This is a genomic window from Thalassotalea loyana, from assembly GCF_030161435.1.
Lineage (GTDB): Bacteria > Pseudomonadota > Gammaproteobacteria > Enterobacterales > Alteromonadaceae > Thalassotalea_G > Thalassotalea_G loyana.
In genome coordinates this window covers 205,832-218,072 of sequence record NZ_BSSV01000006.1, presented here as the reverse complement: position 1 = coordinate 218,072, position 12,241 = coordinate 205,832, and the positions used below count along the sequence as shown (strand labels likewise).

The window sequence follows — 12,241 nt, the reverse complement described above, 5'->3', positions numbered from 1 at the left end:
TCACGGGTGTCAACATTATTACGCCATATTACGCAATAAGCTGTTATTTCAAATTGTAAATTTCAATCGATGAACAGTAAGCTACTATTCATACCTAAACTTTATGTGCAAAGCGTGTGCTGTGCTAGTGCGTAGATATATGTTGAGCATTGACAAAGTTTGTTAGTAACGTTTTTCTAGTTAGTGCTAAAAACTTTGTTATCTACGTATAATCTCTAATAAATACCATATTACGCGGGACAAAATGTTTATGTCGTATTCAACATGATTTTAAAGTTGAACGGTAACAACAGGCATTCCGTTAGCATGTCTTTATTTGTTGCATGGTAAGGTGCCGCATTTCGCCTCTTACAGTTCATAATTGGCGTCGTAATTTAAAAGTTACCTAAATAATTTATTTAGTAACTTTTTTATTATCCCACTAACTATAGTTCAATGGCAATAAATTACTTGATTTATTTAACGAAAAATTGGATTTAACTATGCTAGAATGTCGACATGACAGAAAGTAGCAAACCTCAAGTTCGGTTTTACACAATTGATAGTGATGAAGCCGGCCAAAGAATAGACAATTATCTATTAAAAACTCTTAAAGGCGTCCCAAAAAGTATGATCTATCGATTATTACGTAAGGGAGAAATTCGTGTAAATAAAAAACGAACAAAGCCTGAATATAAACTCAATGATGAAGATGTAATTCGTGTAGCACCCATCCGTATCTCTGAAAAAACAGATACGGTTTCCACTCAGCTCAATGTTGTGTCTAACTTGGAAAAACAGATTTTGTTTGAAGATGATATGTATATTGTCTTGAACAAACCCTCAGGTATGGCTGTGCATGGTGGTAGTGGTTTAAGTTTTGGTGTTATTGAAGCGATGCGAGCACTTCGACCAAAAACGAAAATGCTTGAGCTTGTCCATCGTCTAGATAGGGATACATCTGGATGTTTAGTGATTGCCAAGAAACGTTCGGCACTGCGACATCTACATGAGCAATTACGTAACAAACAAGTTCAGAAGTTTTATCATGCATTAGTGAAAGGTGTGTGGTCACCAAAACTAACACGTGTGACTGAAGGATTAAGGAAAAATGATCTTAAATCTGGCGAACGTGTGGTAATTGTTGACAATATAAAAGGTAAAGAATCTGAAACGCGTTATAAAGTGCTACAGCAGTATCAAGGTGCTACATTAGTTAGAGCGTTTCCGGTTACTGGTCGTACGCATCAGATTCGTGTCCATTGCCAGTGTAAAGGGCATCCAATTGCTTGTGATCCTAAATATGGTGCACAGCCATTTGACGATGAAATGAAAGATATAGGACTAAAACGTTTATTCTTGCACGCGGCGAGTATTGAGTTTTATCATCCTAAAAAGGAAGAGCGCATTAAAATTGAGGCACCACTAGAGCCTGCTTTAAATAATGTTTTGAAAAAACTAACCAAAGTTTAATAGATTCAATAATGCAATTGAAAAAAGGAAGGGGTGTTACCCTTCCTTTTTTTGTTGTTATTTAGGTTGATATTGAAGCACGTCTAAACCTGCTTCTTTTAATAAAGCATGTAACTTTATTAATGGAAGGCCAATTAAGCTGTTAGGATCATCACCGACTAATTTCTCAAATAATGTAATACCTAAACCTTCACTCTTAAAACTGCCAGCACATTTTAGTGGTTGCTCTGCATCAACGTATGCTTCTATTTCTGCTTTCGTTAAATCTCTAAAATAAACTTCAAAAGGTTCGACAAGTGAATAGGATTTACTCTTCTCGCTGTCAAAAACACACAAGCCCGTGTGAAAAACAACTTTATCACCACTAAAGCGGGTTAGTTGATTAATCGCGTTTTCTCTTGTGTGTGGTTTACCTAATATATCGTTTTGGTGGAGCGCTACTTGGTCTGACCCAATAATAAAGGCATTGGGAAACTCATTGGCAACGGCTTTTGCTTTTTCGATTGCTAAGCGTTCAACCAGTGCAATTGATGATTCACCATCAAGTGGCGTTTCATCGATATCAGGTTTGGCACATTCAAATGGAACATTGAGCTTTTCTAACAAGCTTTTTCTAAACGGTGAAGTTGAGCCTAATACAAGTGTTTTCATAACATTTACACAAAAAATAATCAGTTAAATGCTAATATATGGATTAACTTGTAATTTTAAAGCAAATAGTGCAATTTTCTTTTGACACAAAGGTAGCATCGCTATAATATGCGCGCCTTATGAAAGATCTTAAACTTCCAATAACGATAGACCCGTACAAAAGCGCTCAACGTAGACTTGAGTGTGACGGATACTTTGAACTTAATGGAATGGATAGATTACTTGGCGAATGTGGAAACACAGATGGCCAAGTCGAAGTTAAAGTAAATTTTGATGTTGATGAACAGGGGCTGGTAGTAATATCAGGCAACGGCTCAACAACAGTTTCTTTAACTTGTCAGCGTTGTAATGAATTTTATACTCAGGCATTGGAAATCGAATTTTCATTCAGCCCGGTAAAAAATGAAGACGCAGCCGCTGATTTGCCGTCATATTATGACGCAATAGCATTAGATGAAAATGGTGAAGTTAACTTACGTAGTTTAGTGGAAGACGAGCTTATGCTTGCAATTCCATTAATACCAAAGCACGAACTCAAAGATTGTAAAGCTCCGGCTGACAGTGTTTGGGGAGAATTGCCGGAAGCGTTAGATAAGCCGAACCCATTTGACGTATTGAAACAACTCAAGTAGTTATATTTTAGTTACCAACCGATATTAGGAGTTTGGCAAAATGGCAGTTCAAAAGAGCAAAAAATCTCGTTCAAGACGTGGTATGCGCCGTTCACACGACGCGTTAACAGCAGAAAACCTATCAGTAGATCCAGTTTCTGGTGAAACTCACCGTCGTCACCACGTTACAGCTGACGGTTTTTACAAAGGTGTTAAAGTAATCGCTAAGTAAGCGGTGACCTTTGAATAATCTAACCATAGCGTTAGATGTTATGGGGGGCGATCAAGGCCCCCATGTAACAATCGCTGCCGCATTAATGGCAGTCAATCATCTCCCTCATCTTCACCTTATCCTTTGTGGAGATAGTTCAGTTATTGCTGAACAATTAGAAAAACAACATTTTTCAGCTCACCCTCAAATAACCTTTGTTCATACCTCACAAGTTGTTGAAATGGACGATAAACCTGCGCATGTTATTCGTCACAAGAAAGATTCTTCGATGCGACGAGCAATAGAGCTTGTGAAAGAGGGGAAAGCGCAAGCATGCGTAAGCTCAGGAAATACAGGTGCCTTATTTGGCACTGCTCATGTATTACTGAAGACAATTCCTGGTGTTGAACGACCAGCACTCATTTCAGCATTACCAACGCATGACCCAGACAAAAATGTGTTTTTGCTCGATCTGGGCGCAAACGTTTTTTGTGACTCAAATGTCTTGTACCAATTTGGACTGATGGGCTCAGTATTAGCTGGAGAAGTTGATAATATTGAGAACCCAAGAGTTGCGCTGCTCAATATGGGCGAAGAGGACATTAAAGGTAGCGATACAATAAAGCAAGCCGCACTTCAGTTGAAAGAAAATCCAGACGTTAACTATGTTGGTTTTGTAGAAGGTAACGATATTTTTAATGACAAAGCTGATGTAATCGTCTGTGACGGGTTTGTCGGCAATGTGGCATTAAAAACCTGTGAAGGTGTTGCTCGGATGGTTGCGACTAAGCTCCAGCAAAATCTTGAAAGCAGCTTTTTTAGACGAATTTTGAGTAAAATTCTCACTTTACCGGTAAAAAAATTGTATAAATCCATGAACCCCGACCAGTACAACGGTGCAAGTTTGATAGGATTGCGGGGCATTGTGGTCAAAAGCCATGGAAATGCGAATTCACTCGCTATTTTTGCTGCCTTAATGGAAGCAGTAAAAGAAGTAGAAAGACAGGTTCCAGACAAAATACAGCATAAACTGGAGCAAAGATTATTGCACAGGCCATAAAATTTATATGTATTCAAAAATTATTGGTACTGGAAGTTATTTTCCAGCGCAAGTGCGTACTAACGCAGATTTAGAAAAAATGGTTGATACCTCAGATGATTGGATCACTGAGCGTACTGGCATAAAGGAACGCCGTATTTCCGCAGAACATGAAAATGTTGCTTACATGGGCGCAGAAGCCGCTAAGAAAGCACTCGAAATGGCTGGTCTAGAAACTAGCGATATCGACATGATTGTTATGGGAACCACCAGCTCTCATGTTGACTTACCAAGTGCAGCCTGTAATGTTCAAAAATATTTAGACTTACCACATGTACCTGCATTTGACGTTGCAGCGGCATGTTCAGGTTTTATTTACAGCTTAAGTATTGCAGACCAGTACATTCGCACAGGTATGGCGAAACGTATCCTAGTAATAGGTGCGGACGCGCTTTCTCATATGTGTGATCCAACAGACCGTTCAACGATCATCTTGTTTGGTGATGCTGCAGGTGCTTTTATATTAGAAGCAAGTGAAGAGCCGGGTATTGTGTCTACACATTTACACGCAGATGGTAATTTTGGCCATTTATTAGGTGCTGATTCGCCAAAACGTGGTGAACCATTGACCGAAGAAAAAGCCTACATGTATATGAAAGGCAACGAAGTATTTAAAGTTGCTGTGACACGTTTGAGTGAAATTGTTACTGAAACGCTAGCGCACAACAACATGGATAAGTCAGAAATTGACTGGCTTGTTCCTCATCAAGCAAATTTACGTATTATTGCAGCAGCAGCTAAGAAACTATCATTACCGATGGATCAAGTTGTTGTCACCTTAGACAAGCACGGTAATACCTCTGCAGCAACTATCCCTACTGCTTTTGATGAAGCAGTTCGCGATGGTCGTATTCAGAAAGGCCAAACAGTTTTAATGGAAGCTTTTGGTAGTGGTTTTACTTGGGGCTCAGCGCTAGTTAAATATTAAAAGAATTAGGTAGATAACCATGCAAAAAAATTTGGCATTTGTGTTTCCTGGCCAAGGTTCACAAACTGTAGGCATGTTAGCTGATTTTGCTGACGATGCTATAGTGCAAGAAACATTTAAGCAAGCATCAGACGCGTTAGGTTACGACGTTTGGCAACTTATTTCGACAGACGAAAACGAGCAGTTAAATAAAACTGAATTTACACAACCAGCTTTATTGACAGCTAGTGTTGCAATGTACCGTGTTATTACTGAAAAAACAGGTGTAACACCTGGTGTTATGGCGGGCCACAGTTTAGGTGAATACTCAGCATTAGTATGTGCGGGTGTTTTATCGCTTGAAGACGCCGTTAAGCTTGTTGAGCAACGAGGTCAATTTATGCAATCTTCAGTACCAGCAGGTACGGGTGCTATGGCTGCTGTTATTGGTTTAGCAGACGACAAAATTATTGAAGCGTGTGCATCGGCTGCTCAAGATCAAGTAGTTTCAGCAGTAAACTTTAACTCACCAGGTCAAGTGGTTATTGCCGGTAATAAAGACGCTGTAGAGCGTGCTGGCGAGCTATGTAAAGAAGCTGGCGCAAAACGTGTTTTACCTTTACCTGTCAGTGTTCCATCACACTGTGCGTTAATGAAAGATGCAGCAGACAAATTAGCGACAGCGTTTGAATCTGTAACGTTTAACACACCGTCAGTTGCTGTTATTAATAATGTTGATGTCAGTGTTGAAGAAAACGTTGATGCCATTAAACAAGCATTAATAAAACAACTCTACAGCCCTGTTCGTTGGACAGAAACTGTTGAACGTATCGGTGCCGATGGTGTCGAAAAAATGTTAGAAGTAGGCCCAGGTAAAGTATTACAAGGTCTCGTTAAAAGAATTAATAAATCAATTACCTGTGTTGCTGTGAATGACAATGCAAGTGTTGATAAAGCAATTGAATTATTACAATAGGTGAACAATGTTTTCATTAGAAGGTAAAGTTGCACTCGTTACAGGTGCGAGTCGTGGTATTGGTAAAGCGATCGCGACACAATTAAAAGAGCAGGGTGCTACTGTTTTAGGTACTGCAACATCTGAATCTGGTGCAGCTCGTATCAGCGATTATTTGGGTGAAGGTAACGGTTTAGTGTTAAACGTCACAGAAAATGAATCAATCGAATCATTATTTGCTGTGGTCAAAGAGCGCTTTGGCGGTATCGATATTCTTGTAAACAATGCGGGTATTACGCGTGATAATATTTTCATGCGAATGAAAGATGAAGAGTGGGATGACATCATCGATACTAACCTTTCTTCTATCTTTAAGATTTCGAAAAATGTTTTACGCCCGATGATGAAAAAGCGTAATGGCCGTATTATCAACATTGGTTCAGTTGTTGGTACTATGGGTAACGCTGGCCAAGTAAACTACGCTACAGCAAAAGCGGGTTTAATTGGCTTTACTAAATCATTAGCAAGAGAAGTTGCATCTCGTGGCATTACAGTTAATACTGTTGCACCGGGCTTTATTGATACGGATATGACCCAAACCTTAACGGATGAGCAAAAAGAGGGAATTTTCTCTCAAGTACCTGCAAATCGTTTAGGTAAGCCAGAAGAAATTGCAAGTGCTGTAACGTTTTTAGCATCTGATGCGGCTGCGTACATCACTGGCGAAACATTACATGTCAATGGCGGCATGTATATGGTTTAATCGTTTTGTAGTTTTAATCAACGAAAGGTTGGTTTAAGGTATACAAAACAATCAATAACAGGTTTGACCAGACGAAAAAGCAAAACTATTAACTTGCATGGCCACCTGTTGACGAATAAACTACCCGCAATTAAAAAATTGCATTTTCTAGTAAAGGAAACAAAATGAGTACTATCGAAGAACGCGTAAAAAAAATCACTGTTGAGCAATTAGGTGTGAGTGAAGATGAAGTAAAATTAGATTCATCTTTCGTTGACGACTTAGGTGCTGATTCATTAGACACAGTTGAATTAGTTATGGCGTTAGAAGAAGAGTTTGACACTGAAATCCCAGATGAAGAAGCTGAGAAGATTACAACAGTTCAAGCTGCAGTTGATTACGTTAAAGCGAATCAATAAGAATTAAAGAATCAGGCGGTATTAACCGCCTGATTTGTTTCTGGCCTTTGTAAACCTAATATGAAGGCAAGCCGTATAACCTTTCTAATTTTCAAATCTATCGGAGGCAACTCAGCCAATGCGTCGTGTTGTAGTTACCGGTTTTGGTATGTTATCCCCACTAGGGAACACTGCTCAAAGTACATGGGAAAACTTACTGCTTGGTAAAAGCGGTATTGATTATATTGATCATTTTGATGTTTCAAACTTCACAACAAAATTCGCTGGTCTAGTCAAAGACTTCAACGGCGAAGATTATGGTATCTCTCGTAAAGATGCTAAAAAAATGGATTTATTTATCCAGTATGGTATTGCAGCGGGCACGCAAGCGATAGAGCATTCTGGATTAGAAGTGACAGACGAAAATGCAAGCCGTATTGGTGTTGCAATCGGTTCAGGTATTGGTGGTTTAACTTTAATTGAAGAAAACCATAAAAAATACTTGGCTGGTGGCGTGAGAAAGTTATCACCATTTTTCTGTCCTTCTACAATTCTAAACATGGTAGCAGGCCAGTTATCTATCAAACATGGCTTGAAAGGACCAAACATCGCGATTGTAACTGCTTGTACATCAGGTGTTCATAATATTGGCCATGCGGCAAGAATGATTGCACATGGTGATGCAGATGCGATGTTAGCCGGTGGTGCTGAAAAAGCGTCTACGGAATTAGGTATTGGTGGCTTCGCGGCAGCACGTGCTTTATCAACAAGAAATGATTCACCTCAAACCGCATCTCGCCCTTGGGATAAAGACCGTGATGGTTTTGTATTAAGCGATGGTGCAGGTGTTGTCGTTGTTGAAGAGTACGAACATGCTAAAGCGCGTGGGGCGACAATTTACGCTGAACTTGTAGGTTTTGGTATGAGTGGCGATGCGTATCACATGACGTCACCTCCAGAAGATGGCGCAGGCGCTGCGCAAGCCATGGCAAATGCATTAAAAGATGCTAAATTAAATGCCGAAGAAATTGGTTATATCAATGCACATGGTACATCGACGCCAGCGGGCGATGTCGCTGAAGCAAGCGCTGTTAAATCGATCTTCGGGCAGCACTCGAAAGATGTGATGGTTGGCTCCACTAAATCAATGACAGGTCACCTGTTAGGTGCTGCGGGTGCAGTTGAAGCTATTTTTACTGTGCAAGCCATTGCTGAAGGCAAAGTGCCGCCAACGATAAATATTGAAAACCAAGATGAAGCTTGCGATCTTGACTTCATTAAAGATGGTGCTCGTGACGTAAATTTTGAATATGCGTTGTGTAATTCGTTTGGTTTTGGTGGTACGAACGGTTCTTTATTGTTCAAAAAAATCTAAAACCGTCGATTAAGCAAATAATTGCTTGAATTCAAAATCTTAAGCCTAAATACTAGCATCAGTATTTAGGCTTTTTTATGTCAAAGATGTTATTTAGCTCTGTTAATGGTCAGCAAGTTGACCATGTTTCTATTAATGAACGCACCATTCAATATGGCGATGGCGTATTTACCACTGCAAAAATAGCAGGTGGCGAAGTCGTTTGGTTAAATCGTCATATCGACAGGTTAAGAAATGCTTGTCAAAAGATCATGATCACAGGTGTTGACTGGAGTTTGTTAACTGACGAGTTAAGCCATGTCGCTAAAAATTATCAACACGCAACACTGAAAGTAATTATTTCTGCAGGTCAACAGAGTAAAGCGTACGCTCGTGCTGACGATTGCACAGCTAATATATTGATATATGTTAATGAATTTCCTTCTCATTATTTCGAGTGGCAAGAAAAGGGAATATCGATCGGTGTTGCCAAAACTCGCCTCGGTATTAACTCAGCCTTAGCAGGACTTAAACATACTAATCGCTTAGAGCAAGTCCTTCTCAAAAATGAAGTAGCATCTACTGAGTATCAAGACTTACTTGCATTCAATGAGCTCGATAACTTAATTGAGTCGATATCAAGTAACGTGTTCCTGTTGATCAACAATGAATGGGTGACACCTAAGCTCGACAAATCCGGCGTTGACGGACTTTCAAGGCAGGTTTTATTGGCACAGTATCCCCAAATCAAGGTACGTGATGTTCAACAAGCTGAGCTTGTAAACATTCAAGCTATATTGTTAACTAATTGCTTAATGCCAGCCGTTCCTATTTCAAGTTTTGAGGGCAAGGCGCTTTCGATAGAGGTCTGTCGTCCATTTATATCTTACTTAAATGAAGTTAGTTAATATGAAAACCATAGCCATTTCCGTTGTTGCACTTGCGCTAATTGCAATTATTGGTGTTGTAGGGGTTGTTCAGTATGGTGCTTATCAAGTCAATCAGCCACTTACATTAAAGAATGAAACGTTATTTGAAGTTAAAAAGGGCCAGTCAAGCCGAAAAATTGCTAAATCATTTGAACAAAATGGTTGGATTGATAATCGTTTTTGGTTAAAGGTCTACACCCGGTTAAACCCTGAACTCACTGCAGTTAAAGAGGGGGTTTATTTGATAAAGCCTGCCCAAACATTGCTTGAAACTATCACTATGATAGTGTCTGGTAAGGAGCATCAATTTAAAATTACCTTTATTGAAGGCTCCAAGTTTACCGATTGGCTCGAAATAATGAATAACGCTCCCTATCTAGAGCATAGCCTTGCCAGTAGCGATATACAGAGCATTAATCAAAAACTATCAATAGATAAAGAAAGTCCAGAAGGCTTGTTATTTCCAGAAACATACGCATATACAGCAGGCACAAAGGATCTAGAAATCCTTAAACGTGCGCAAGCTAAGATGGAGGCTTATATAACAAGCGCTTGGGAAAAGCGTGATGAGTCAGTACCTTACAAAACAGCGTATGAAGCACTTATCATGGCATCCATCATTGAGAAAGAAACAGGGCAGGTTGAGGAGCAACCGTTAATTTCGTCGGTTTTTGTTAATCGATTGAATACAAACATGCGACTGCAAACTGATCCAACCGTTATTTATGGTTTAGGTGACGTATATCGAGGTGACATTACACGTGCACACTTGAGACAAAAAACAAGGTACAATACCTACAGAATAAATGGTTTGCCACCAACACCTATCGCAATGCCTGGTAAAACTGCAATTGATGCAACGTTAAACCCTGCAAGCTCAGATTACTATTACTTTGTGAGCAAAGGAAATGGTTGGCATCAATTTTCAAAAACATTAAAAGAGCACAATAAAGCTGTTGCTAAGTACCAACTTGGTCAATAGTGAGTTTAGGTAAAAATAAGATATGTCATTAGGAAAGTTTATCGTCATAGAGGGGCTTGAAGGCGCAGGTAAATCATCGGCAATTTCAGTAATAGAACAAGCGCTAACTCGAGCTGGAATTGAGTATGATAAAACTAGAGAGCCTGGTGGTACTGTGCTTGCGGAACGATTGAGAGAGATTGTTAAATCAGCGGATCATGAAGAGACTGTCACCGAAGAAACAGAGTTGTTACTCATGTACGCAGCGCGCAGTCAGTTATTGGCAAATAAAATTAAACCATGCTTAGCCACGGGCAAGTGGATGATTGGTGATCGTCACGATCTGTCTTCTCGCGCATATCAAGGCGGTGGCCGACAAATTCCAGATGACGTCATGAACGCGATCGCTAACGCTACCCTAAAAGGCTTTAAACCTGATTTAACTATTTATTTGGATATAGATCCAAAAATAGGGTTAACACGGGCGAGAGCGCGTGGCGAACTCGACAGAATAGAGCTTGAAGCGTTATCCTTTTTTGAGCGTACTCGAGCTAAGTATCTATCGATTGCGTCTAACGATTCTACGATCAAGACAGTTGATGCAAGTCAGGATATGGCAAAAGTTCATGCAGACATAGAATCAATTGTTCAACAATTTATCTCATCATTGTAATGTAGGTTTTTACTTTTGAACTGGTTAGTTGAGCATCAAAAACAATTATCACATCAGCTTAATCAAGGCAGGTTACCTCATGCGTTATTACTAAATGGTGTGCGTCAGTCGGGTAAGTCTCAATTGGCAAAGTGGCTAACTGGCGTTATTTCTTGCCTGTCGCCTGAGCCACAAAATGACAAGCTCATGCCATGTGGAAAATGTAAACACTGTTTGCTAATTGATAGTGATACCTATCCAGATATTTATGAGCTACAAGCCGAAGGCGACACTCATAAAGTCGATGAAGTGCGTGTTGTTACCCAATACTTGCAAAAGACTCCGCAGCTAGGCGCTAAACAAGTCGTAATTATCCATGCAGCAGATAAAATGAATGTTTCTGCGAGTAACGCGTTACTTAAGACCTTAGAGGAACCAAGCGCTAGCTCTATACTTTTGCTACTGACAGACAAAAAACATCAGCTGCTTGAAACGATTATCAGTCGCTGTCAAACCATAGATATTAAGCCTTATGTCGGGGGGCAATTAGCTGATTTATATCAGTTGAACGACAATGACCCATACTTGAACTTAACACATCTTCCTCAGTTAACGTCTGAGGAAATCGCCCAAGACTATCGTGAAATAGAAGGGCATATTTTAGCGTTTTTCTGTGGTACGTATTCGCCTATGATGCTTGCACAAGAATTAACTCAATCTGAATATGGCTTAAATTTTTTATACCAAGTTATCGCAAAATTAATAAGGCAAGAAAGTGGCTGGTATGCAGATGAATTGCACGCACAATACCAAGGCGTAAAATCTAAAGTGACTACAACTTCATTGTTGCAGGTAAACACGTTATTATTATCTTTATTAGCGCTTTGCCAACAAGTGCAAACCAATAAGCAATTACAAACAGAGAAGTTTTTAATTTCAGTACAGCAACTGCTTAATAATAAATAGAGGCTGAAATGCAAAAGGAGTATCTCATGGAGAATATGCTTTTAGAATATCCTTCAGAGCGAGAATTATATTTATCTTACATGCCATTTTTGAAAAATGGTGGTGTATTTGTGCGCACAACCGAATTACTTGAGCTTGGTACTCAAGTAAAACTTGAGGTTACATTACCAGATGCGTTGGAATCCTCTGAAGTGATTGGCAAGGTGTGTTGGGTAACACCTCCTGGTGCACAAAATGGTACACCAGCGGGCTTAGGTGTTGCATTTGAAGAAGATCCAGATAATATTCGCGGTCAAATTGAAACAGCTATTGGCAGATTACTAAATAGTTCTGATCCAACCCTATCGATGTAG

General features: G+C 39.7%; 15 protein-coding genes. 14 read left to right on the top strand and 1 reads right to left on the bottom strand.

Features of this window, described 5'->3' with window-relative positions; all coding sequences use genetic code 11:
- Positions 1 to 498: 498 nt before the first annotated feature.
- Complete coding sequence (gene rluC, locus QQK05_RS13875) at positions 499 to 1,452, top strand: 23S rRNA pseudouridine(955/2504/2580) synthase RluC (protein WP_284299613.1); 954 nt, start codon at positions 499 to 501, stop codon at positions 1,450 to 1,452.
- Positions 1,453 to 1,509: 57 nt separating this feature from the next.
- On the opposite strand, the gene QQK05_RS13870 is transcribed toward rluC, so the two are convergent.
- Positions 1,510 to 2,103, bottom strand: a complete 594-nt coding sequence (locus QQK05_RS13870) for a Maf family protein (protein WP_284299611.1) — start codon at positions 2,101 to 2,103, stop codon at positions 1,510 to 1,512.
- Between the two features lie 119 nt (positions 2,104 to 2,222).
- Between QQK05_RS13870 and yceD the strand changes: the two genes are divergently transcribed.
- The 13 genes from yceD to QQK05_RS13805 all read left to right on the top strand — a co-directional run bounded on the left by yceD (position 2,223) and on the right by QQK05_RS13805 (position 12,241).
- Positions 2,223 to 2,735 (top strand): 23S rRNA accumulation protein YceD, encoded by a 513-nt coding sequence (gene yceD / locus QQK05_RS13865; RefSeq protein ID WP_284299609.1) that lies wholly within the window; start codon positions 2,223 to 2,225, stop codon positions 2,733 to 2,735.
- Positions 2,736 to 2,775: 40 nt separating this feature from the next.
- On the top strand, positions 2,776 to 2,946 hold the full coding sequence (gene rpmF / locus QQK05_RS13860) for a 50S ribosomal protein L32 (protein ID WP_116000475.1): 171 nt from the start codon (positions 2,776 to 2,778) through the stop codon (positions 2,944 to 2,946).
- Between the two features lie 40 nt (positions 2,947 to 2,986).
- The gene (plsX, locus tag QQK05_RS13855; RefSeq protein WP_407704894.1) at positions 2,987 to 3,985 is read left to right on the top strand and encodes a phosphate acyltransferase PlsX; all 999 of its coding nucleotides are present in this window, start codon (positions 2,987 to 2,989) and stop codon (positions 3,983 to 3,985) included.
- A 7-nt stretch (positions 3,986 to 3,992) separates the two neighbouring features.
- Positions 3,993 to 4,952: a beta-ketoacyl-ACP synthase III gene (locus tag QQK05_RS13850; RefSeq protein ID WP_284299605.1), complete on the top strand. Its 960-nt coding sequence runs from the start codon at positions 3,993 to 3,995 to the stop codon at positions 4,950 to 4,952.
- A 19-nt stretch (positions 4,953 to 4,971) separates the two neighbouring features.
- Positions 4,972 to 5,907, top strand: coding sequence for an ACP S-malonyltransferase (fabD, locus tag QQK05_RS13845; protein ID WP_284299603.1), 936 nt, complete (start codon positions 4,972 to 4,974; stop codon positions 5,905 to 5,907).
- Positions 5,908 to 5,914: 7 nt separating this feature from the next.
- Positions 5,915 to 6,649, top strand: coding sequence for a 3-oxoacyl-ACP reductase FabG (gene fabG, locus QQK05_RS13840; RefSeq protein ID WP_284299601.1), 735 nt, complete (start codon positions 5,915 to 5,917; stop codon positions 6,647 to 6,649).
- Between the two features lie 164 nt (positions 6,650 to 6,813).
- Positions 6,814 to 7,047 (top strand): acyl carrier protein, encoded by a 234-nt coding sequence (gene acpP, locus QQK05_RS13835; protein WP_284299599.1) that lies wholly within the window; start codon positions 6,814 to 6,816, stop codon positions 7,045 to 7,047.
- A gap of 118 nt (positions 7,048 to 7,165) precedes the next feature.
- Complete coding sequence (fabF, locus tag QQK05_RS13830; RefSeq protein WP_284299597.1) at positions 7,166 to 8,401, top strand: beta-ketoacyl-ACP synthase II; 1,236 nt, start codon at positions 7,166 to 7,168, stop codon at positions 8,399 to 8,401.
- Between the two features lie 77 nt (positions 8,402 to 8,478).
- The gene (pabC, locus tag QQK05_RS13825) at positions 8,479 to 9,288 is read left to right on the top strand and encodes an aminodeoxychorismate lyase (protein ID WP_284299595.1); all 810 of its coding nucleotides are present in this window, start codon (positions 8,479 to 8,481) and stop codon (positions 9,286 to 9,288) included.
- A 1-nt stretch (position 9,289) separates the two neighbouring features.
- Positions 9,290 to 10,291 carry an endolytic transglycosylase MltG gene (gene mltG, locus QQK05_RS13820; protein WP_284299593.1) on the top strand — a complete coding sequence of 334 codons (1,002 nt, stop codon included), beginning with the start codon at positions 9,290 to 9,292 and terminating at the stop codon, positions 10,289 to 10,291.
- A gap of 22 nt (positions 10,292 to 10,313) precedes the next feature.
- Positions 10,314 to 10,943 (top strand): dTMP kinase, encoded by a 630-nt coding sequence (tmk, locus tag QQK05_RS13815; protein WP_284299591.1) that lies wholly within the window; start codon positions 10,314 to 10,316, stop codon positions 10,941 to 10,943.
- A 15-nt stretch (positions 10,944 to 10,958) separates the two neighbouring features.
- Positions 10,959 to 11,888 (top strand): hypothetical protein, encoded by a 930-nt coding sequence (locus QQK05_RS13810; protein WP_284299589.1) that lies wholly within the window; start codon positions 10,959 to 10,961, stop codon positions 11,886 to 11,888.
- A 26-nt stretch (positions 11,889 to 11,914) separates the two neighbouring features.
- Complete coding sequence (locus tag QQK05_RS13805) at positions 11,915 to 12,241, top strand: PilZ domain-containing protein (protein WP_284299587.1); 327 nt, start codon at positions 11,915 to 11,917, stop codon at positions 12,239 to 12,241.